At 72.2% G+C, this 20,438-nt stretch carries 18 protein-coding genes and 1 tRNA gene; 5 read left to right on the top strand and 14 right to left on the bottom strand.

Going from position 1 to position 20,438, the window contains the following annotated elements:
* Positions 1–269 precede the first annotated feature (269 nt).
* Together ACLVWQ_RS05565 and ACLVWQ_RS05560 are read right to left on the bottom strand one after the other, a co-directional pair.
* Positions 270–1,208, bottom strand: a complete 939-nt coding sequence (locus ACLVWQ_RS05565; protein WP_414107017.1) for a DsbA family oxidoreductase — start codon at positions 1,206–1,208, stop codon at positions 270–272.
* Positions 1,205–1,639 carry an RrF2 family transcriptional regulator gene (locus tag ACLVWQ_RS05560; protein WP_414107016.1) on the bottom strand — a complete coding sequence of 145 codons (435 nt, stop codon included), beginning with the start codon at positions 1,637–1,639 and terminating at the stop codon, positions 1,205–1,207. The genes ACLVWQ_RS05565 and ACLVWQ_RS05560 overlap by 4 nt, the downstream gene beginning before the upstream one ends.
* A gap of 137 nt (positions 1,640–1,776) precedes the next feature.
* Between ACLVWQ_RS05560 and ACLVWQ_RS05555 the strand changes: the two genes are divergently transcribed.
* Together ACLVWQ_RS05555 and ACLVWQ_RS05550 are read left to right on the top strand one after the other, a co-directional pair.
* A complete protein-coding gene (locus ACLVWQ_RS05555; RefSeq protein ID WP_414107015.1) occupies positions 1,777–2,286 on the top strand; it encodes a cupin domain-containing protein in 510 nt (169 codons plus the stop codon).
* Between the two features lie 85 nt (positions 2,287–2,371).
* On the top strand, positions 2,372–2,569 hold the full coding sequence (locus ACLVWQ_RS05550; RefSeq protein ID WP_414107014.1) for a ferredoxin: 198 nt from the start codon (positions 2,372–2,374) through the stop codon (positions 2,567–2,569).
* A gap of 114 nt (positions 2,570–2,683) precedes the next feature.
* Here the strand turns inward: ACLVWQ_RS05550 and ACLVWQ_RS05545 are convergent.
* Positions 2,684–2,757 (bottom strand) — tRNA-Met (locus ACLVWQ_RS05545).
* 916 nt (positions 2,758–3,673) lie between these two features.
* Entirely contained in the window at positions 3,674–4,675 is a 1,002-nt protein-coding gene (locus tag ACLVWQ_RS05540; RefSeq protein ID WP_414107406.1) for a helix-turn-helix domain-containing protein, read from the bottom strand.
* Between the two features lie 219 nt (positions 4,676–4,894).
* On the opposite strand from ACLVWQ_RS05540, the gene ACLVWQ_RS05535 reads away from it, so the two are divergent.
* Positions 4,895–5,494: a cysteine hydrolase family protein gene (locus tag ACLVWQ_RS05535; RefSeq protein ID WP_414107013.1), complete on the top strand. Its 600-nt coding sequence runs from the start codon at positions 4,895–4,897 to the stop codon at positions 5,492–5,494.
* Between the two features lie 10 nt (positions 5,495–5,504).
* Positions 5,505–6,413: a GlxA family transcriptional regulator gene (locus ACLVWQ_RS05530; protein ID WP_414107012.1), complete on the top strand. Its 909-nt coding sequence runs from the start codon at positions 5,505–5,507 to the stop codon at positions 6,411–6,413.
* A 71-nt stretch (positions 6,414–6,484) separates the two neighbouring features.
* Here ACLVWQ_RS05530 and ACLVWQ_RS05525 read toward each other — a convergent pair whose 3' ends face one another.
* Both ACLVWQ_RS05525 and ACLVWQ_RS05520 read right to left on the bottom strand, forming a co-directional pair.
* Positions 6,485–7,309 (bottom strand): alpha/beta fold hydrolase, encoded by an 825-nt coding sequence (locus ACLVWQ_RS05525; protein ID WP_414107011.1) that lies wholly within the window; start codon positions 7,307–7,309, stop codon positions 6,485–6,487.
* Positions 7,310–7,567: 258 nt separating this feature from the next.
* Positions 7,568–8,980 carry an ADP-ribosylglycohydrolase family protein gene (locus ACLVWQ_RS05520; protein ID WP_414107010.1) on the bottom strand — a complete coding sequence of 471 codons (1,413 nt, stop codon included), beginning with the start codon at positions 8,978–8,980 and terminating at the stop codon, positions 7,568–7,570.
* A 142-nt stretch (positions 8,981–9,122) separates the two neighbouring features.
* Here ACLVWQ_RS05520 and ACLVWQ_RS05515 point away from each other — a divergent pair, with 142 nt between their 5' ends.
* Positions 9,123–9,518: a ribonuclease domain-containing protein gene (locus ACLVWQ_RS05515; RefSeq protein ID WP_414107009.1), complete on the top strand. Its 396-nt coding sequence runs from the start codon at positions 9,123–9,125 to the stop codon at positions 9,516–9,518.
* 90 nt (positions 9,519–9,608) lie between these two features.
* On the opposite strand, the gene ACLVWQ_RS05510 is transcribed toward ACLVWQ_RS05515, so the two are convergent.
* The 8 genes from ACLVWQ_RS05510 to ACLVWQ_RS05475 form a co-directional block, all read right to left on the bottom strand.
* Positions 9,609–10,415, bottom strand: coding sequence for an ABC transporter ATP-binding protein (locus ACLVWQ_RS05510; protein WP_414107008.1), 807 nt, complete (start codon positions 10,413–10,415; stop codon positions 9,609–9,611).
* The gene (locus ACLVWQ_RS05505; protein ID WP_414107405.1) at positions 10,412–11,386 is read right to left on the bottom strand and encodes a FecCD family ABC transporter permease; all 975 of its coding nucleotides are present in this window, start codon (positions 11,384–11,386) and stop codon (positions 10,412–10,414) included. Before ACLVWQ_RS05505 ends, ACLVWQ_RS05510 begins: the two co-directional genes overlap by 4 nt.
* A gap of 92 nt (positions 11,387–11,478) precedes the next feature.
* Positions 11,479–12,516 carry an ABC transporter substrate-binding protein gene (locus ACLVWQ_RS05500; RefSeq protein WP_414107007.1) on the bottom strand — a complete coding sequence of 346 codons (1,038 nt, stop codon included), beginning with the start codon at positions 12,514–12,516 and terminating at the stop codon, positions 11,479–11,481.
* Positions 12,517–12,613: 97 nt separating this feature from the next.
* Entirely contained in the window at positions 12,614–17,080 is a 4,467-nt protein-coding gene (locus ACLVWQ_RS05495) for an amino acid adenylation domain-containing protein (RefSeq protein WP_414107006.1), read from the bottom strand.
* Positions 17,067–17,324, bottom strand: coding sequence for a phosphopantetheine-binding protein (locus ACLVWQ_RS05490; protein WP_414107005.1), 258 nt, complete (start codon positions 17,322–17,324; stop codon positions 17,067–17,069). Before ACLVWQ_RS05490 ends, ACLVWQ_RS05495 begins: the two co-directional genes overlap by 14 nt.
* 33 nt (positions 17,325–17,357) lie before the next feature.
* Positions 17,358–18,941 (bottom strand): long-chain-fatty-acid--CoA ligase, encoded by a 1,584-nt coding sequence (locus ACLVWQ_RS05485; RefSeq protein ID WP_414107004.1) that lies wholly within the window; start codon positions 18,939–18,941, stop codon positions 17,358–17,360.
* A gap of 33 nt (positions 18,942–18,974) precedes the next feature.
* Complete coding sequence (locus ACLVWQ_RS05480; protein WP_414107003.1) at positions 18,975–19,526, bottom strand: FcoT family thioesterase; 552 nt, start codon at positions 19,524–19,526, stop codon at positions 18,975–18,977.
* Positions 19,523–20,413, bottom strand: coding sequence for a TauD/TfdA dioxygenase family protein (locus ACLVWQ_RS05475; RefSeq protein WP_414107002.1), 891 nt, complete (start codon positions 20,411–20,413; stop codon positions 19,523–19,525). The genes ACLVWQ_RS05480 and ACLVWQ_RS05475 overlap by 4 nt, the downstream gene beginning before the upstream one ends.
* Between the last annotated feature and the right edge of the window lie 25 nt (positions 20,414–20,438).

Here is a 20,438-nt window from a genome sequence, read left to right as displayed (position 1 = left end):
GCCAGTGCGGGAGGCAGCGGTCAGGCGACTGCGGGCCGAGGGCGGCGAAGGGTCAGCGACAGAGTGCGCTGCTGGTGCGCCGCAGGTCCACGTAGCGGCACACCACACCGGGGTGCGTCGTAAGCATGGTGCTCATCCTGGGGGCTTCCGCAACCGACTGTCAATGGACACCAATTGGTGTCTCATTGGGCGGGACGGCGGCAGGGTGACGGCGCGGCGGCGGCCGGACGGCCCCCGACCGCAGATCACAGCCGTGGGACCGCCGCACGTCAGCGGACGGCGGGGTGTGTCGCGGCCTCGTCGGGGTGCAGCCACAGGGGGCCGTTGCCCGTGTCCACCCGCACCGCCTCCGGGGGCGGCCACGGGCCCCGCGTCAGCAGCAGCCGCTCCGGATCGGTCAGGCTCCGGTAGCGCTCCAGCGCGGCGGCCGGTGAGAGCGGCGCGGGGACCGTCACCAGCCCGGGGCTCAACTCCTCGACGGCGGCGGCGTACTCCTCGAAGGGCCGCCAGCCGGGTACGACGCGGTACTCCCCCGCGGTCCGGACGAGCAGCGTCGGCAGCGCGTACCGGTGCCCGCCCTCGGCGGTCTCCTTGGCCGCGCCGGGATGCGGCGAAGCGCCGTGCGCACCGAGTGTCTCGGCCACCGGGCGGCGCGCCTCCAGACGGTCGGCGCGCACGCGCTCCAGCACCGCCCCGGACGCGGCGTCGGCCGCCAGCCGTCGCACGTCCAGGCCCGGGACGCCCTCGGCCACGAACAGGGCCGACTCGGTGGTGTCCGCCGGTTCACCGAGCACGAAGACACTCTCCCGCAGCCGCCGCAGCACCCGCTCGGCCACGTCCGTGCCCTGCTGCGCGGCGGCTGCGGCGACGAGTGAGGCGGGCCAGGAACCGGCGGGCATCCGGCTGAGCCGGACCGCCCGCGGCGCCCGGCTGTGCGAGCTGATCTCCTCGACGTACCGCGCGTACCAGGCGGTCTCCGCCGCCGGGTCGGGCGGCGGGTCGTCGTCGTGGTCGAAGAGGATCGCGTACGCCCGCCGCCACCGGACCCGGCCGTCCAGTGCCGCCCGCAACCTGCGGAAGACGGGCTCCGACCCCCAGGCCCAAGGGCACAACGGGTCGGTGTACTCGACCACTTCGACCGCTCCACCCGCTTCGTCCGCCGACGGCGACAGTGCCGACGGGGGCGTCGGCGGGGGTGCGCCTGTCACGCGGCGCCCCGCCGGGCCAACCCCTCGGTCGCCCCCCTGGCCAGCAGCGAGGTCAGTGTCATTCCGCCCAGGACCGCGGCGGCGCCAGCCTCGACCTCGCGCCACACATCGGGCAACCCGCTCGCGGGGCCCGGGTAGTCGAGCCCGGCCAGCGGCTCACCGCGCAGAGTGATCAACTCGCCGTCGACAGCGCGCGTGACGTCCAGCAGGGTGATGTCCTCGGCGGGCCTGCCGAGCCAGTACCCGCCCTCGCAGCCGCGTTGGCTGCGCACCAGGCCCGCTCTGCGCAACTCACCCACCACGGACTTCAGGAACCGGAACGGAATCCCCTGCGAGGAGGCCATGACTTCACAGGTGAGCGGACGGGAAGGTTCGCGGGCGAGCTCCAGCAGCGCCCTCATGGCGTAGTCCGCCTTCGCGGAAATATGCATGCGCACATCATGCCTGAGGAGTCGGCGTCACGGCGGGCTTCGGCCGCTTGTTTCGAACATTGCGGGAACATTGCCGCAGGTGAAAGGCAATGGACACCTCTTGACATCCTTTTCGCACCGGCTCTAGCGTCGCCGCCATGAGCGAGCCGCTGACGACCCCGGGCGAGGGCTTCCACCCTCACCTCCACGACACCCCGGACCACCCGTCCACGCCACTGCGCAGCCGTCTGCACCACATCCGCGCCGACGCGCTGGACGGCGACACCGCGCAGAGCGGCGGCATGCGCAGGTTCGCGGCGGTCAGCGGAAGGACCGTCGGCTCGGAGAAGCTGTGGATGGGCCAGACCCATGTGGCCCCCTCGACCGCCTCCTCCGACCACCACCACGGCGAGTCCGAGACTGCCATCTACGTGGTGAGCGGGCACCCCGAGTTCGTCTTCGTCGACGACGAACCGGGCGACGGACCACGGGAGGTACGGCTGCGCACCTCCCCCGGCGACTACATCTTCGTCCCGCCGTTCGTACCGCACCGGGAGGAGAACCCCGACCCGGACGACGAGGCGGTCGTCGTCATCGCCCGCAGCACCCAGGAGGCGATCGTGGTCAACCTCCCCCAGCTGTACGCACTGTCGCCTGACGAGTCCTGACACAGCCCTGCGCGGCGTGCGGCACCATCGACTCCGTTCACACTGTTGACTGTCAGCCGACGGTCGGACGAACGGAGACGAAGTCATGAAGGTGGACGTCGACCAGGTGGGATGCGCCGGCGCCGGGCAGTGTGTGCTGAGCGCGCCGGAGGTCTTCGACCAGCGCGAGGACGACGGCGTGGTCGATCTCCTGACCGCGTCTCCGGAACCGGATCTGCACGAGAGGGTCCGTGAGGCGGCTCATCTCTGCCCGACCGCCTCCATCCGCCTGACGGAGGCGTGAACTGCCGGGGACCAGGCCGGGGAACCCTGTCCTGGAAGCCGTGCGGCGGCCTCCGAGGCGGCGCGTGGCATGCAAGAGGGCCCGGATCCATTGGATCCGGGCCCTCTTCATCAGTAGCGGGGACAGGATTTGAACCTGCGACCTCTGGGTTATGAGCCCAGCGAGCTACCGAGCTGCTCCACCCCGCGGCGATGTCTCTACCGTACGCCATGATCGCGGTCCCCCGTGACCACTCGCTTCCGCCCGGCCGCCGCAACAGGCTGTGAATCGGCTGAGAACGCGGGTAGTCGAACATCCGCACCCCGGGACAAGGGGTGTGGCGGCCGCCGTCTCCTGTCTGCGACGACGGCGGCCGCCAAGCGCGTGGACTCGCATCGTCCCCTGATGCGAGTCCACGCGCGGGATCGTCCTCACGGCACTTGGGACGCGCGGGAGTACGCCCCAACTCGAAAGGCCGCGAGGACGAGGGACCGGGGCCCGCACGGCGCATCGCGGGATGCGGGCCCCGGTTTCCCAGATGGCTCGGTGGTCTCTGCGGGCCCGGGGGCTGGGGGCCGGATCGTGGGACCCGCTCGGGCGGGCCGACCGGCCGCCGAAGAGGGAACCGGTGCTTCTGTCCGAGATCCTAGGACCTGGCGGGGGCGAGACAAGAACGCGATTCAGCCCCGCCGAGCGGTGCGTGGCGCGTCGTGCGAGGTCAGGCGCACGACAACGGGGCCCGTGTGCGGTGGCCGATGGCTGGGTCCGGTGCGTACCCGGCCGCCCCCGCATCGCCCCCGTACCGCTGCCGTCGGCCGCGGCGGAGTTGGACACGCTGACGGCCGCCGCCCTGTGCGACGGCGGCGGCGGCCGTCCTCCCCTCCCCCTGTCCCTCCGACGGGAGCAGGCCCCCCTTCCCCGTCGGACGGACGTCTCGCGGCACCCACACGGCCCCGGTACGCGGCTCAGGTCCTCGGCGCGGACCCGCGGCGCGGACCCGCTCCACGACGAACCCGCGGCTCCGATCCACCGGCGCCGTGACGGCGTGCACGTTCGGACGGCGTGACCGAGGACCGGCCGACGGAGGTGTTCCCAGCATGCCGGGCCCGGCCGCGCCCGGCCTTGTCAGTCCGCGCAGGGGTCTTGACGATCCGCGTAGGCCTGGGACGACAGGTTCCTGAAGTCGCGCGGCGGCAGCCCGTACACGGCCCGGAACAGGCGGCTGAAGTGCGTCGGATCGGTGAAGCCCCAACGGGCGGCGATGACGTGGACCGGCCGGCGGTTCAGACCGGGGTTGCCCAGGTCACGTCGGCAGCGCTCCAGCCGGCGGTGGCGTATCCAGGCAGCCGGCGAGGTGTCGTCCTCGGCGAGCAGTTGCTGGAGGCGCCGCACGGACAGGTGATGGGCGTCGGCGATCGCCCGGGGGGTGAGGGCCGGGTCGGCGAGACGCTCCTCGACGAACGCGCTGATCTGGGCCCGCAGCGCAGTTCTGCGGATCTCCGGACTCAGCGACGCCTCGGTCTCCAGGCAGCGGGACACCGCGGACGCGAGCAGGTCCAGGGTGACCGAGGCGAGGGCGGGGACGTCCGCGGGGGTGAACTCGGCGGCGCGCGCGTTGAGATCGGCCAGCCAACGGGCGAAGACACCGCCCATGCCGCTGCGTCCGTCGATCGGCACGGCGAGCAGCCGCCGCATCGCCCTCTCCGGCACCGGCAGCAGTTCACGCGGAAGCTGCAGGGTGACATGCGACCAGGTGTCCGGGTCGGCGCGGACGTCGCCGTGGTAGGGGCTGCTGCTGTCCATCACCACCAGGTCACCGGTGCGCAGCACCGCGTCATACCGGTTCGAGCAGACGACGCCCGCACCGCCGGCGAGGTAGTTGATCTGATAGACCTCCGGGTCGGACTGCCGGATCAGCTTCTCGGTCCGTGCCATCCCCAGGTGCGGGTAGGCCAGCGCGGACACCTGGAGGTCCCCCAGGTCCAGGAGGCGCATCCCGGCACGGAAATCGTCCTGTTCGTCGCTGCGCAACCGGTTGCGCATGTGCGACTGTGCCGTGGCCTCCTCCCACAGCCCGAATCGCTCCGGCGCCTCCACGACCCCCGTACTGAACTCCGTCACCAGCATTCCCAGCCCCCCGGCAGCCGGTTCACCCCACAGCTTCGAACGTCGCACGGCGGGGCGTACGCCGTCCAGCGGCCCGTCAGCCACATACGGCGCTCTCACCCCCGGCCGACGCGGATACCAACCCACGGGTGCCCGAGTGGCCGCCCGGTGACCGGATCGGTCCGCTGCTGGGCCCGATGCGGTATGTCGTCACCCGCCCGCGTCGCAGAGACTCGGGACATGACCAGAGCACTGATCGTCATCGATGTCCAGGAGTCCTTCCGCGCCCGGCCGCTGTGGGCCGCCATCTCCGAACCGAAGATCGCGGACCGGGTGAACCGGCTGGTCCGGCTCGCCCGCGCGGCCGGGGACCTGGTGGTGTGGGTCCTGCACCACGAGCCCGGCAGCGGCGGTGTCTTCGATCCGGCCCTGGGCCAGGTGCGGCTCATGGAGGAACTGGACCGGGCGGAGGCGGAGCCGCTGATCCACAAGACCTCGCACAACGCCTTCACCACCACCGGCCTCCAGCAGCTGCTCACCGAACGCGGTATCCGCGAACTCGTCGTCTGCGGCATCCGCACCGAGCAGTGCGTGGAGACCACCACGCGGGTCGCGAGCGACCTCGGATACGAGGTCACGTTCGTCACCGACGCGACCGCGACCGACCCGATCCCGCACCGTGACGCTCCCGCCGGCCGGAGCGTCGCCGAGCTGCTGGCCGACCCGCGGACGCTGCCCGCCGACGAGGTCGTCAGGCGCACCGAGTACGCCCTCGCCGGACGCTTCGCCACCATCGCGACGATCGACGAACTGGAGGCCGCGGCAGCGCGTCGGGCATGATGACCGGATCGTGAGCCGCATCGTCTTCTTCCTGCTGCCCGGCGTCCATCTGCTGGACCTGGCCGGCCCCGCCCAGGCCTTCTCCACGGCCGCCGACTTCGGGTACCCGTACACGCTCTCCTACGTCGCCGAGCGGCCGCAGGTCCCCACCGCGCAGGGACTGCCGCTGGTCGCCGGGCTCGACTGGCCCGCGCTCGGGCCCGAGGACCTGATCGTGGTGCCCGGCTGGCGGGTCGGCACGCCGGCCGACAGCCCCTCGATCGGGGCCGGTTCCCTACGGGCACTGCGGGACCACCACGCCGCGGGCGGGACGGTGGCGAGCGTCTGCGCCGGGGCGGAGGCGCTCGGCAGGGCCGGCCTGCTCGACGGCCGGCGCTGCACCACCCACCACGGCGTGCAGGACGAGCTGGCCCGGCGCCACCCCCGGGCGACGGTCGTACGGGACGTCCTGTTCACCGTCGACGACCGCGTGATCACCTCGGCGGGCATCGCCAGCGGTATCGATCTGGCCCTGCATCTGATCGCGACCCGGCACGGGCCCGCCGTGGCCGCCCAGGTGGCCCGGGACATGGTCGTCTACGCCCGCCGCAACGGCCACGAGTCCCAGTCCAGCGCGATGCTCAGGCACCGTTCACACCTGGACGACACCGTGCACCGGGTCCAGAACCTCATCGACGCCCACTTCGACCGGCCGCTCCCGCTGACGGCCCTGGCCTCTGCGGTCGGCGTCAGCGAACGCACCCTCACCCGTCTCTTCGGCCGCGCCACCGGGCTCACACCGCTGCGCTACCAGCAGGCCCTCCGCCTCGAACGCGCCCAGCACCTCATCGATCACGGCGCGACGACGGACGCCGCCGCCCGCTCCGTGGGTTTCGAGGACCCGCGCATGCTGCGCCGTCTGCGCGCCCGCGCGACCTGACCGTACGACCTGACCACGGCGCCCGGCCACAGGGTCCGCCCGCGCGGCGGGGCCGTGCAGGTCGGCCGGACTCACCGCCCTGGAGACGCGTTCGTCCCGGTCGTCTCACCCCACAGCTCCCGCAGGGCGGCGTTGACCGCGGCGGGCTGCTGGGTGTGCGGGTAGTAGCCGGCCACGCGCAGCAGTCGGGCGCCGACCGTCCCGGCCAGGGCCTCGGCGCACGCCATCAGCGGTTCACCCACGTGCTCGCGGTACGCCTCCGGCGCGTCCTCCCACGTCCCGCAGATCACCAGCGTCGGCCACGGGGCGGCTCGCAGCGGCTCCAGGGGTGCGGTCGCCTCCCACACCGGGCGTTCGCGCATCGAGGTGGCCACGGCCCGCAGCCGCCGCGGTGTGGGGTCGGGCATCACCATCCCGATCCCTTCGGTGGAGGCCCGCAGATACTGCTCCGGGGTGACGGTGACCGACTCCGGTACGGCGGAGCCGTCCCGCACCCTGCGCAACAGCGCCTCGACCACCGGGTGGTGAGCGGCCGCGGAGAACACGGAGGGCTGGATCAGGGCGAGGGAGCGTACGAGGTCGGGGCGGCGCCCGGCGGCGAGCACGGCCGCCAGACCGCCGTTGCCGTGGCCGACCAGGTGCGCGCCGCCGTCCTGCCGCGCGAGCAGCTCCACCAGGTCGTCGGCGTCGGTGTCGAAGTCACTGCGCTCGGTGTCGGGGCTTCGGCCGTACCCGCGACGGTCCGCCAGCAGCAGGCGGTGCCGGTCGGCCAACGGCCGCTGCGCCGCGAACCCGTAGGTCTCGTCACTGCCCCAGGTGAAGATGTTGTGCACGAAGACCGCTGGCGCCCCCTTGCCTCCGCTCTCGTCCCACTCCGTCACATGAATGCCGGTCATCGGCGACCTCCTGGTCCCATGCTCCCGTCCCACCCCCACAGCATCGCCACGTCCGAGTCAGCGCGTCGGCCGGTCCGCGCACAAAGGCGGTTCGCATCCCCGCCGCCTGGGCTCCTCGCAGGTCCCAGGCGTGGGCGGCGACCCTCAGCACGTGCTCCGGCGGGCATCCGGCCGCGTCGATCGCGCGCGAGGCGCGTGAGTCCGTCGGCGGAGTCCCCCAGGGGCCGAGGCGCCGGCCCGCGGTCGACGACCTCGGCGTCACCTGCCTCGGCCACCACCCGGCGCCCTCTCCTCCTCCGTGGTCCCCTGTTCCGCCGGCGGTTCCGCGCGGCGCAAGTCGTTGTAGCGTTCCCACAGTTCGGGGCGCGTGTCGTCCATGTACCAGGCGCGCAGGAAGAGTTCGAGGAAGGCGCTCTCCGTCTCGGCACCGCCTCGGCGGTAGAGCTCCGGGTCCGACTCGACCCAGGCGGCCACCGGCTGCCAGCCGTCCCGGTCCTCGACCATCGCCACCCGGAAGATGCCGCGCCCGGTCCAACTGCGGTGCAGCGTCACCTGGTTGTCCGCCAGATACGCGTCCCACTTCTCGTCCATGCTCTGCGACCGCACGCCGTGCCGGACCCGCTGCCACTGCCCCGGGGTCAGCACCAGCTCCGGCACCGGAATCCGCTCGGGCCTGCGCAGCGGTGTCGCCGCGTCGCCCAGCTCCGCGCGGGTGAGGTCCTCGCCCAGCTCGTCCTCCGCCACCCACTCCGGGAGCGCTTCGCCCGCCGCGCGCCACGCCGCGGGGATCCCCTCGGTGCCGACGCGCGCGGCGATGATCCCGCCGACGATCGCGCAGGTCGTGTCCACGTCCCCGCCCACCGACGCGCACGCCCACAGCGCCTCCTCGAAGTCGTCCAGGTGCCGGGCCGCGCACCACAGGGCGAAGGGCACCGTGTCCGCCGCGCTGACCTGCCGTCCGTTGCCCAGCCGGTGCGCCGCGTACTCGGCGTGCGGCTGGCCCAGCAGTTCCCGCGCCTCGGTGATCCCGGCCCGGACCCGGCCGGCCGGTGTCAGTTTCTCGACCGCCGCCAGCAACTGGGCTCCGGTCATCGGGCCCACCCGGCCGCGGGCCGCGCAGGCCGCTCCCACCGCGACCGCGATCGCCCCGGCCGCCGCCTCCGGGTGAGTGTGCGTCACGCGTGCCTGCCGTCCGGCCTGCGCGGCCGCCTCGGCCAGGTCCACGGCGAACCACGCCCCCAGGGGCGCCACCCGCATCGCGGCCCCGTTGCCCCAGGACCCCTCGCCGTCGAACAGGCCCGCGGCCAGCTCCTGCCACCTGCCGCCCTCCCGGACCAGCCGCAACAGCCGGTTCATCGCCGGGCCGTAACCGCGGTCGAAGTCGTGCCGGCGGGCGAACTCCTGTGCCAGGTCGTACTGGTCCACGCTGCCGCGCCGGCGCAGGACCTCGAAGACCGAGCAGGCCATCTCCGTGTCGTCCGTCCACGGCCACGGCGCTGGGGGCAACCGCCGTTCCCGCAGCCCTGGAAGGTTCTCCGGTACGAAGAACTGGGCACCGAAGGCGTCACCCACCGCCAGACCGCGCAAGGCGTCGCGGGCGGCGGAACGGTGGTCGAAGGAACGGAGGGCGGAAAGGTCGGGGAAGGGGAGTTCGGCGGACATCTCGCTCATCCTGCCAACATGCCCGCCACACCGCCACCTCGTTCGCCGGCGCCGCGCGAGGTCGACTTCCCGAGAAGTCGTCGGACCGACGCCGAAAATCTTCGCGGTTGTCATTGACATGCCAGCGTCTACGCGCGTCATTATTGTGGGCATGAGATTCCCCCCACGGATCACTCGCATCGGCGCCACAGCCGCCGTCCTGTCCGCCCTCCTCGTCGGCGGAACCGTCACCGCCACCGCGTCGGACACGTCCGCCGCAGCCGTCGGCAGCATCTGCTACGGCAGTCTGCCGTCCCAGGCGCACGACACGCTGGATCTGATCGAGCAGGGCGGTCCCTACCCCTACTCGCAGGACGGCACCGTCTTCCAGAACCGGGAAGGCATCCTCCCCAGCCAGTCCAGCAGCTACTACCACGAGTACACGGTGATCACGCCTGGCTCGTCCACCCGCGGTGCCCGGCGCATCGTCACGGGCGAGGAGAACCAGGAGGACTACTACACGTCCGACCACTACGTCTCGTTCAGCCTGGTCAACTACGGCTGCTGACCGGCTGACCGACTGACCGTCACATACGGATCCGAGTTCCTCGTCCCGCGGACCCCCCACATCCATCCGCCGCGGGACGAGGTACACCCGTCACAGGTCGGCCGGCTCGGCCACCCGGTCCAGGGCGAGCGCCAGTGGCTGGGCCGCGTACGTGACGCGGACGACACCGTCCGGGTGTCTCTCCGTCTCTCCCCGCACGCCGAAGACCTCCTGCAGCAGGTCCGGGGTCAGGACCTCCAGGACCGGACCCGCCGCCACCACCACGCCCTCGTGGAGCACGACGAGGTGGTCGCAGAGCCGTGCGGCCAGGTCGAGGTCGTGCAGGGCCGCCAGGGTGGTGATCCCGGTGCTGCGGATCAGGTCCAGGAGCTCGAACCGGGCGCGGATGTCCAGGTGGTTGGTGAGTTCGTCCAGGACCAGGAGCCGCGGGCGCTGGGCGAGGGCGCGGGCCAGCAGGACGCGCTGGCGTTCGCCGCCGGACAGGGTGGCGTAGTCCCGCTCCGCGAAGGGTCCGACACCGCAGCGGTCGACGGCCTCGGCGACGGCCCGGTGGTCCTCGGCGCCGTCCCGGCCCAGCAGACCGTGGTGGGGCGTGCGTCCCAGGGCGACGATCTCGGTCACCTTCAGACCGGTCGTCGTACCGGCGTCCTGGAGTACGGCCGCCGTACGGCACGCCGCGGTACGCGAGGACAGCTCCCACACGTCGTCGCCGCCGACCCGGACCACCCCGTCGGCCGGGCGCAGCGAGCGGTAGACCGTGCGCAACAGCGTCGACTTCCCACTGCCGTTGGGGCCCACGAGCCCGACGATGTCGCCCTCGGCGGCCGCCAGGCTCACCTCGCGGAGGATCGGCCTGCGGTCCAGGGTGATGTGGAGGCGGTCCACGATCAGTCTCATACGGAGTCCAAGCCCTTGTTGCGGCGCAGCAGCCACAGGAAGAAGGGGGCGCCGAGCAGGGCCGTGAGAATGCCCAGCGGCAGTTCGTTGGGGCGGGTGAGGGTGCGGGAGAGCAGGTCGACGGCGACGAGGTAGACCGCGCCGAGCAGCGCGGTCAGGGGCAGCAGTCGGCGGTGGTCGGCGCCGGTCGTGAGGCGGACCAGGTGAGGGATCATCAGTCCGACGAAGCCGACCCCGCCCGCCACGGCGATGACGGTGCCGGTGAGCAGGGCGCTGATCACCAGCAGGGCGGCGCGCAGTCTGTTGACGTCCACTCCGAGCGCGGTGGCGGACTCGTCGCCGGCCAGCAGGGCGTTGAGCCGTCTCCCGAACAGGGTCAGCAGGACGGTGCTCGCCAGGACCACCACCGCGACGGTGGGCACCTGGTTCCACTGGGCACCGGCGACGCTGCCCAGCATCCAGAACATCACGGTACGCAGTTCGGTGGGCGTCGCCATCAGCTGAACGAAGCTGGTCATCGACAGCAGGACGTAGCCGACGGCGACCCCGGCCAGTACGAGCCGGGTCGGGGCCAGCCGGCCCTGGCGCTGCCCGAGGGCGAAGACCAGGGCCCCGGCCGCCAGGGCGCCGACGAACGCCGCGCCGGACACGCCGAGTCCGCCCAGGCCGCCGAGCGCGGCACCGCCAAGGGTGATGACCAGTACGGCGCCCAGGGAGGCCCCGTACGAGAAGCCCAGCACGACCGGGTCGGCCAGGGGGTTGGAGACCAGGGTCTGCAGGACCGCGCCGGCGACGGCCAGGCCCGCGCCGACGAGGGCGGCCAGGGCGACGCGGGGTGCTCTGAAGGTCCACACGATCTGGTCCAGTGCCGGGTCGCCGGTGGCCCCGCGGCCGGTGACGTGGTGCAGGAGGACCGACCAGACGTCCGCCACGGGGATGTTCACCGCCCCAATGCTCACCGCCACCACCATGACGGCGACGAGGAGCACCAGCAGGGCGACGATCGCGAGCGACAGCCGCAGCCGGCCGGGAACCCGGGCGGCGGCGAAAGAGGAGTCGGGTTTCAGAACGTGTCGGGGTGCAGCATCTCGGCGATCTTCTCGACGGCCAGGTCGTTGCTCGGGCCGAGATACATCGAGTCCGACACCGCCACGTACGTGTTGTTCTTCGCGGCCGGCCACTGGGGGAACTCCTTCAGCAGTTTCCTGGCGTAGGCCGCCGGGTTCGGGTCGTTGTAGCCGATGACGACGAGCGCGTCCACGTCGGTGGCGGCCACCTTCTCCTTGCTCAGGTCGGCGAAGGAGGTCCTGGAGGCCGACTCGAAGGCGTTGGTGCCGCCCGCCTTGGCGAGGATGTCGTTGTAGATGCCCTTGGCGACGACCGAGCTGAAGTCGTTGCCGCCCATGGTCATGTTGGAGAAGAGGACCATCACCTCGGGCCGCTTCTCGCCCTTCACCTTCGCGGTGACGTCGGCGATCCTCTTCTTCGACGCGGCGATCAGCTGCTCGGCCCGGTCGTCCTTGCCGAAGATCCTGCCCATGTCGCGCAGCAGCGTGTAGCTGTCCTCGACGGTCATCTTCGAGGTGTCCTGGTCGCAGCCCTGCGGGGAGACGTAGGTGGCGGCGCCCACCTCCTTGAGCTGCTCGCGGGTGGCGAAGCCGTTCTTCCCGTCGAAGCCGTAGGCGGTCGTGGACAGCACCAGGTCGGGGCGCAGCCCGATCATGGCCTCGCGCGGAACGTCGTACGCGTCGTTGAGCTCGACCCCTCCGTCGGGCAGGGCCTTGATGGCCTCGGCCCGGCCCGGCACCTCGGACCTGCCGTAGCTCTGCTGGTTGGCCACGATGCTGTCGCCGAGGCCGAGGGCGAGCAGGGTGGAGACCTCGGCGACCGAGGCTCCGTTCATGACGACCACCCTGCCGGGCGCCTTGGTGAACTTCTCGGTCGCCCCGCAGTTCTCGACGGTCACCGGGTAGCCCGACTTCGCCGCGGCGGCGGACGCGTCGCCCGCCGCGCCGGTCGTGCCGGTCGAGTCGGCGCAGGCCGCGGTGACCAGACAGAGGGCGCCGGCCAGGGCGACGGCGACCGGCCGTTTCTTCGACATGCGTGGCTCCTTGTTGCGTGGTTCAAAAGGCTGGTTCCGTTGCAGTAGTCGGGCGAGGGGACCTCGGAGTTCCAGCGGGCCGCCGAGTACTCGGGGACTACGCGGCGGGCGCGGGGAGCATCCCGGTGGTGACGCAGTGGTCGAGGTAGCGGAAGACGAGGTCCCGGTCGACGGGCGGGCAGGTGATGCCGCTGTCGCGCAGCCCGTCGACGAGGTTGTCGGAGCGGACGCGGCCCAGGCGGAGGTCCGGTTCGGCCTTCCCTGCCCCGGCGGTGGGCTCCGTGTCCCAGGAGTCGAAGAAGGCGAGCAGGGTGGCCGCGGTGTCCGACGGAGCGGCCGAGCGCGCCAGTTCGGCCCGCCACCGGGCCGGCGGCAGGCGCCGCAGTGGGTAGCCGTACTCCCCCAGCCAGTCGTAGAGGTCGCTCAGCCGTACCGGGGCGGTGGCGGCGTGGTGGAAGACGATGGCGTCGGACGGGCCCCGGACGAGGCAGAGGTGGACGAGCGCCTCGGCGACCTGGTCGACCGGTGTCCAGGTCTCCTCCTCGAACAGGTCGGGGACGATGCCGGCGGGCACTCCCGCGCGCAGCACGCTCCACAGGAAGTCCCGCTGGTTCACGTGACCGGTGGTGCGTGGCCCGACGATCCGGCCGAGCCGGTGCACGGTGACGGGCAGCCCCCGTTCGGCGGCCTGTTCCAGCAGGCGTTCGGACGCCCACTTCGACTGCTGGTAGCCGGAGCGCAGTCCGCGATGGGGGGCGAGGAACGCCTCGGGCACCTCGGGGCTGAGGGCGAGGGGCGGGGCGACGGAGAGGGTCGACACGTAGTGCAGGGGTGTCGACCGGGGGGCCGCCATCCGCAACAGCTCCCTGGTCGAACCGGTGTTGGCGGCGCTGAGGGTGGCGTACTCCCGCATGATGCTGACGGTCGCCGCGTTGTGGAAGATCGCCCCGCAGGTGTCGGCGAGTTCCGTGAAGAGGCCTTCGGCCAGGCCGAGTCGGGGGTGGGCGAGGTCCGCGGGGATCGCCGTGACGCGGCGCAGCGCCGGTCCCGGGAGGTCGAGGCGGTGGGAGGTCAGGGCCTCGTGGACGCGGGCGGTGGCCGCGTCGGGGTCCGGCGCCCGGACGGTGCACACGATCTCCGCGCGGGTACGGGCCAGGAGTTCGGCCAGCAGGTGTACGCCGACGAAGCCGGTGGCCCCGGTCAGGAGGATCCTGTCGGGTGTGCGGCCTGCTCCGGGTGCGACGCCGGGCCCGGGGCGGATGTCCGGGGCGAGAACGGTGTCCGCGAGCAGGGTCGCCGGGAGGGCGGGGACGGTGGGCGGCTCCGGTGCCCCGGCCCGCGCCCCGTCCTGGGTCCCGTCCTGCCGTGTCAGGAACGCCGCCAGCTCGGCGGGGGTCGGGTACTGGAAGAGCCAGGCGACCTTCACGTCACGGTGGAGTTCGGTACCGAGGCGGTTGGCGACCTGGATGGCCTGGAGGGACTGGGCGCCCAGGTCGAACACGTCGTCCAGAGCGGCGAGGGAGGTCACGCCGAGCGCCCGCTGCCAGACGGCGGCGACGGTGCGCTCCAGTGCGGTGCCGGAGGCGGTTCCCGCGCCGCCCCGGTTCCCGGCCGCCGGCGGACCGGGGCGGGGGGCCTTCAGGGCGAGCGCGTTCCTGTCGGTCTTCCCCGAGCCGGTCCGGGGCAGGCGGTCGAGGAACTCGACGGCCGAGGGGATCATCGCGGCGGGCAGCGTCGCCCGGAGGTGGTCCCTGAGCGGGGCCGTCGCCGGGGGTGGCCCGTCCGGCACGACGAACGCGACCAGGCGCCGCGTCCCGTCCTCCAGTGTCTGCCCGACGACGGCGCTGTCGCGGACCGCCGGGTGGGTGAGGAGCGCGTTCTCGACCTCGGCGGGGTGCACCCGGTGTCCGCTGATCTTGAACTCCGTGTCCGACCGGCCCAGATACCGCAGTTGACCGTCGTCGCCGATCCGCACCAGGTCGCCCGTGCGGTAGGCACGGGGGGCTCCGGGGAGGCGGTCGAGAGGGGCGAAGCGGGACGCGTCGGATGGCCGGGCCGCCCGCTCCCCCACCCGGTGGCCGGTCCGGTGGCCGGTCCGGTAGCCGAGGGCCAGGTTGTCGCCCAGGAGATGGAGTTCACCGTCGACGACGGCGGCGCGGGTGCCGGGGAGCGGCAGTCCGATCGGGACGTCCCCGTCGGCGAGGGACACGTCGTGCAGGTCGGCGACGGTGGCGACCACGGTCGCCTCGGTCGGTCCGTAGGTGTTCAGCAGCCGCACCGAGGTGCCGACCGCCTTGCGCCAGCGGTCGACCCGTTCGGGCAGGGCCGCCTCGCCGCCGATCACGACGGTGCGTATCGCGGTGGGCAGCGCGGCGGAGCCGGAGGAGAGGGCGTAGGCCAGTTCGTGCCAGTAGGCCGTGGGCAGGTCGAGGAAACTGACCCGCAGCCGGGCGCAGGCGTCCAGGAAGCCGGGGACCGAGTCGGTCATCTCGTCGCCGCGCACGACGAGCGTGGCGCCCCGGCACAGGGTGAGGAACACCTCCTCGATGCTGGTGTCGAAGTGCAGGGGGGCGAACTGGAGGACGCGGTCCTCGCGGTGGAGGCCGTAGCGGTGGGTGGCGCCGGCGACGAAGTGCGCGAGGGCGCCGTGGCCGATCTCCACCCCCTTGGGGCGCCCGGTGGAGCCAGAGGTGTGGATGACGTAGGCGAGGTCGCCCGCCGTGACCGTCGGTTCCGGGGCGCCGGAGCCGGGGTGCGGCTCGTCGCGCGACTCGTTCTGCCGTTCGTCGTGCGGCTCCTCCAGGACCAGCACGGCTCGGTCCGCGAAGGCGGCGGCGTGCGCCCCGGTCGTCAGGACGAGCGCCGGGCCCGTGTCGTCCAGGAGTTCCGCCGTGCGTGCCGAAGGCGCGGCCGGGTCGAGCGGGCAGTGGGCGGCCCCGGCGAGCAGGACGCCGAGGACCGCGGTGACGGCTTCGATGCCGCGCGGTACGACGACGGCGACCAGGTCGCCGCGGCCGACCCCGCGGGCGGCGAGTCGGCGGGCCGTCGCGCGGGCCGCGTCGAGCAGTCGCGCATAGGTGACGGCCCGGCCGTCGTGCTCGACGGCGACCGACCCGCCGCGCAGCGCGGCGTGTTCGGCGATCAGGTCGAGGACCGGCCGGGCGGCACCGGGCAGCGGCCCGCCGTCCAGGACCGGGACGGCGGCACGGGCCCGCAGGTCACCGAGCGCCCGGTCGGGAGCAGCGAGCGACTGCCTCAGCAGCTGGAGCAGTCCCTCCTGAAGGGCGACGACGTCCGCCTCGTCGTAGAGATCGGGGTTGGCGTCCACCGCGACGCGCAGGCCCCCGCCCTCGGAACGGTCGTAGACATTGACGGAGAGGTCGTCGACCGGGCCCGCGGAGACGTTGTGGACGGTGCTGGGGTGTCCGGCGAAACGCAGGTCGTAGGCGAAGGGCATGATGTTGACGCCGGGCCCCGACAGTCTGCGCCGTCCGCCGACGAGCTTGAGGTCGCGCCGCAGGTGTTCGTAGCGGTAGCGCTGGTGCGGCAGCCCGGCGCGCAGTTCGCGGGAGACCCGCCGGGCCAGGTCGCGCATGCTGTCCGACCCGGATACGGGAACGCGCAGCGGCAGGATGTTGCGGACCATGCAGGGCACGCGCAGGGCGACGGAGCCGAGGCGTCCCATCGCGGGCAGGCTGAGGACGATCTCCGGTGCGCCGGTCGCGTGGTGCAACCGGGCCGCCGTCACGGCCAGCAGGACCTCGGACCAGGTGACCTTCAGCTCGCGGGCGACGGTACGCAGGGCCGCCGTCTCCTGGGCGTCGAGGTCGGCCACCCGGCGGTGGAAGGTGCGGGCGGGCAGAGCCGTACGCCCGGCGGGTGTGGCGACGGGCGGCCGGTCCGCGAACCGGGCCGTCCAGTGGGCGCGGTCCTCGGCGAAACGGGGCGACCGCCGGTACGCGCGCTCCTCGTCCCGCACCGCGGCCAGGGTGCCGAAGCCGCTGTCCTCCATGGGCCCGCCCGTCACCAGCGCGGTGTAGACGTGGGCGGCCCGGCGGGCGAACAGCGACAGCCCGAAGCCGTCGAGGGCGATGTGGTGCACCCGGTGGTACCAGAGGAATTCCTCCGGTGCGATCCGCAGCAGGGCGTGGCCGAAGACGGGGCCGCGGGTGAGGTCGACCGGACGGGCCATGTCCTCGTCGATCCAGGCCAGGGCCGCCGCGTACGGGTCGGAGCCTGGCCCGTGGTCGACGGTGAGGTCGGCCGTGTGCAGGCGCCAGCCGTCGGCCGGGGTGTCCGTCTGCCAGGGCCTGCCGTCGTCGTCGGCCACGAAGGAGACGTTCAGGGCCGCTGTCTCCGCGACCACCTGGTGCAAGGCCCTGTCGAAGGCGGCCGTGTCCACCGGTCCGGCGATGTGCACGTACTCGGCCGTGTTGTACGCGGGGCTGTCCACGTCCAGTTGCTGACCGGTCCAGATGCCCTCCTGGGCGGCCAGCAGCGCGTGGCGTCCCACCCCGTCCACGTCCCCCGTGCCCGTGCCGCCGTCGTCGTCATGCGTCGGCACGGTCACCTCGCTCCTGGCGGGCGGAGAGCAGCTGCCACCACTGGGCGAAGGAGGTGCACTCGGCGAGGTCGACGAAGTTCACGTCCACGCCGGTCTCCCGCCACCGTTCGATGAGGGTGACGATGCGCAGGGAGTCCAGTCCCGCGTAGAGGGGGTGCTCTTCGAGGTCGACCTCGTCGGGCCGCTGGTACAGGAACTCCGCCAGGTCCGCGCGGAAGCCGTCCAGGGTGAGGGGCGCAGGCATGTCGTTCTCTCTCATGAGGGGTCGGTCGGCGGGTCAGTTGACCTGGCGTGCGGAGTCGGTCCAGAAGCGGTCGCGCAGTTCCCTGCGCAGGATCTTGCCGCTGGGGTTGCGCGGGACGCTGTCGATGAACTCGTAGCGGGCCGGCAGCTTGAAGCCCGCCAGCTGCGGGACCAGGAAGGTGTGCAGGTCACGGGGTGTGGGCCGGGGCCCGGCCGCGGGGACGACGAAGGCGTGCACGTACTCGCCCCACCGTTCGTCGGGGGCGCCGACGACGACGGCCTCGGCCACCTTGGGATGGCTCTCCAGGACGTTCTCGATCTCGGCGGGGTAGACGTTCTCCCCGGCGACGAGGACGGCGTCCTTGATGCGGTCGCGGATGAACACGTAACCGTCCTCGTCGATGAAGCCGGCGTCCCCGGTGTGGATCCAGCCGTCGACGAGCGTCTCGGCGGTCTTCCCGGGCAGTCCCCAGTACTCGACCATGCGGGCGGGCGTGGCCAGGCAGACCTCTCCGACCGCGCCCGGCGGCAGCTCGCGGCCCGCTCCGTCGATGACCTTGCCGCGCACGCCCGGGTAGGGCCGTCCCGCCGCCTGCATGAGGGGACCGCCCGGGACATGGGCGGCCGGTGGCAGACAGACCGCGGTGTTGCCCGTCTCGGTCAGTCCGTAGATCTGGGCGAACTCGCAGTCGAGGACGGCGAGGCTCTCCTCCAGGAGCGCCTCGGAGATCGGGGAACCGCCGTAGACCGTCTTGCGCAGGGTGGTGAACTCCTTTTCACTCACGCCGGGTTCGGCCAGCATCATGCGGAGCATGGCGGGCACGACGCAGGCGGTGGTGACGCGCAGGTCCCGGATGAGGTCGACGGCCTCGCGGGCGGCGAAGGCCCGCAGCACGACCACGGTCGTGCCCGCGTTGAAGTTCTGCGTGGCCCACCACAGGCCGCCGACGTGGAATCCCGGGATACCGACCAGTGCGATGTCGCCGGCCCGCCAGTCGATCCAGTCCAGATCCTCGCTCGCCAGGGCGTCACGGATCGCGAAGAAACTCCGGTGCGCGAGGACGACACCCTTGGGCAGTCCGGTGGTCCCGCTGGTGTAGAGCTGGGCGACCGGGGTGTCGGGGGTGACGTCGTGCGCCGCGGTGCCGGTGTCGAGGTCGAGGTCCGTGCCGGGGTGGGACTCCTTCCACGCGGCGAAGCGCTCGCCCAACGCGACGACGGCCTCGGGGGGCGCGCTCGGCAGCTTCGCCACCACGGGCCCGAACTCGTCCTCCAGGAAGAGCAGCCGGGTGCCGGAGTCCCGCAGGATGTGGCCGACCTCGGGCGCGGTGAGCCGCCAGTTGACGGGGACGAGGACGGTGCCGCTCTTGGCGCACCCGAAGAGCACCTCGTAGTAGTGCTCGGACTCCTTGCCGAGGTAGGCGACCCGGTCGCCCGGTTCGAGCCCGGCGGCCCGGATGCCGCGGGCGACGCGGTTGCTCTCGCGGTGCAGTTCCTCGTACGTCAGTGTGCGGCCCTCGCAGAGCACCGCGGGGGTGGTGGGCCGGTGGCGGGCATGGAAGCCCGTGGTCCTGACGAGTGTGTCGAGCTGCGGGTGGTGAAGCCTGTCCGTGGTCATGGATCTCTCGCCTGCTGTCGAGGGACGTTGCTGTCAGGGGATGTTGACGAACGCCAGGACCGCCTCGCCGTCGCACCGGCCCGATGCGGCGTCCCGGTAGCGGTAGGCGGTCTCGGCGTGGAGGAACGGATCGCCGCCCGCCGGGGCGCGCCGGGTGACGGACCGGAACTCCATCTCCCCGCTGAACGCACGGGGGTTGACGGGGCGCCGGAAATTCGAGGTGAACCGGGCGATGAGGATGTCGGGGAGCTGGTGTTTCCAGAAGTCGTCAAGGGTCCAGGACGCGAACCCCGTCAGCAGTCCTTCCCGCACGGACTTGGCGACGAGGTAATACATCATCTGGTTGAAGCAGATGTTCACCTCGACGGAATTCAGATGGCCCGTGTCGTCGATGTAGCACGACTCGGGGATCGCGAACGCGCAGCGGGCGGCGGCCCGTCCGTCGCCCGCCGCCAGGACGACGGCCGAGCGCAGGTACCGGCAGTGGGCCTTGTAGGGCGTCAGGACCCGCGCCAACAGGTCCTCGTCCGTGGGGTACTCGGCCGGACCCGAGGGCGCCGTCGTGTCGCCGAAGAGGGTCGTCATGCCGCCTTGATCCCGTCGTGGAGCCTGCGTTCGTCGTGCACGGTCACGCGGAAGGAGACGGTCGGCTCGGGCGTGGTGGTGTGCCGGGCCCGGTGGACGAGGCTGCGGTTGTCCCAGATCAGCAGGTCACCCCGCTCGAAGCCCTGCAGGTGGATGTTGTCGTGCTCGAAGGTCTCGTCGAGCTGGCCGGTGGCCTCGAACAGCCGCTTCAGCAGCTCCTCGTCGAGCGGCTCACCGTCCCGGTCCTCGATCCCTACGGTGAATCCCTCGCTGACGTAGAGGACCGTCTCCCCGGTCATGGGATGGGTGAACGTGGTCGGCTGCGCGACGGCCGGGGTCTTCCGCTCGACCTCCTCGATGATCTCGGAGATCGGCCGGTAGACGTCGTGCGGCCGGATCTTGAAGTACTTGCGCACGGAGTGCCGGCAGTACGTCCCGGCGATCTCCTTCTTGAGCTCCTCGGGCAGCCGGTCGTACGCCCGTCCCATGTCGATGAAATACGTACCGCGGTTCTTCTCCGGAACGACCTGGGGGTATATCAGGGTGATCCCGAAGGGGTCCGGCATGAACTGGTAGTCGGCGTGCCAGAACTTCCCGGTCTTCGGTACGCCTATCTGCTGTCCGTTCTCCGGGACGTTGGAGGAGACGAATATCTCCGTGACCTCCGGGTGGTGGTACATCGGCTCGTAGTAGGTCTCCGGACGGCCGAGGCGCTTGCCGAGCGCGAGGAACTCCCGAGGTGAGAGATCCTGCCCTTTCAGCACGGCGATCTTCTTCGTGTACACGGCGTTCTTGAGGGCGTCGACATCGGCGTCCGAGGCCTCGGCGTGGTCGAATCCCTCGACCGTCACACCGATCGCGTCTGCGGGCCGGCCTTTGATCTGCATGGGGGTACTGCCTTTCGTGTGCGGG

The sequence above is a fragment of the Streptomyces sp. CWNU-52B genome (assembly GCF_047444975.1).
Classification (GTDB): Bacteria; Actinomycetota; Actinomycetes; order Streptomycetales; family Streptomycetaceae; genus Streptomyces.
Note: the sequence above shows the minus strand (reverse complement) of the source record. Positions and strands in the feature narration are given on the sequence as shown.

What these genes read in the sequence shown, in the direction of transcription:
- ACLVWQ_RS05520 (WP_414107010.1), bottom strand. Translation starts at nt 8,980, where the DNA reads ATGAGCGAGATGTCCGCCGAACTCCCCTTCCCCGACCTTTCCGCCCTC.
- ACLVWQ_RS05550 (WP_414107014.1), top strand. Translation starts at nt 2,372, where the DNA reads ATGAAGGTGGACGTCGACCAGGTGGGATGCGCCGGCGCCGGGCAGTGT.
- ACLVWQ_RS05500 (WP_414107007.1), bottom strand. Translation starts at nt 12,516, where the DNA reads ATGTCGAAGAAACGGCCGGTCGCCGTCGCCCTGGCCGGCGCCCTCTGT.
- ACLVWQ_RS05555 (WP_414107015.1), top strand. Translation starts at nt 1,777, where the DNA reads ATGAGCGAGCCGCTGACGACCCCGGGCGAGGGCTTCCACCCTCACCTC.
- ACLVWQ_RS05510 (WP_414107008.1), bottom strand. Translation starts at nt 10,415, where the DNA reads ATGAGACTGATCGTGGACCGCCTCCACATCACCCTGGACCGCAGGCCG.
- ACLVWQ_RS05515 (WP_414107009.1), top strand. Translation starts at nt 9,123, where the DNA reads ATGAGATTCCCCCCACGGATCACTCGCATCGGCGCCACAGCCGCCGTC.
- ACLVWQ_RS05505 (WP_414107405.1), bottom strand. Translation starts at nt 11,386, where the DNA reads ATGGTGGTGGCGGTGAGCATTGGGGCGGTGAACATCCCCGTGGCGGAC.
- ACLVWQ_RS05490 (WP_414107005.1), bottom strand. Translation starts at nt 17,324, where the DNA reads ATGCCTGCGCCCCTCACCCTGGACGGCTTCCGCGCGGACCTGGCGGAG.
- ACLVWQ_RS05560 (WP_414107016.1), bottom strand. Translation starts at nt 1,639, where the DNA reads ATGCATATTTCCGCGAAGGCGGACTACGCCATGAGGGCGCTGCTGGAG.
- ACLVWQ_RS05475 (WP_414107002.1), bottom strand. Translation starts at nt 20,413, where the DNA reads ATGCAGATCAAAGGCCGGCCCGCAGACGCGATCGGTGTGACGGTCGAG.
- ACLVWQ_RS05525 (WP_414107011.1), bottom strand. Translation starts at nt 7,309, where the DNA reads ATGACCGGCATTCATGTGACGGAGTGGGACGAGAGCGGAGGCAAGGGG.
- ACLVWQ_RS05540 (WP_414107406.1), bottom strand. Translation starts at nt 4,675, where the DNA reads ATGCTGGTGACGGAGTTCAGTACGGGGGTCGTGGAGGCGCCGGAGCGA.
- ACLVWQ_RS05480 (WP_414107003.1), bottom strand. Translation starts at nt 19,526, where the DNA reads ATGACGACCCTCTTCGGCGACACGACGGCGCCCTCGGGTCCGGCCGAG.
- ACLVWQ_RS05485 (WP_414107004.1), bottom strand. Translation starts at nt 18,941, where the DNA reads ATGACCACGGACAGGCTTCACCACCCGCAGCTCGACACACTCGTCAGG.
- ACLVWQ_RS05535 (WP_414107013.1), top strand. Translation starts at nt 4,895, where the DNA reads ATGACCAGAGCACTGATCGTCATCGATGTCCAGGAGTCCTTCCGCGCC.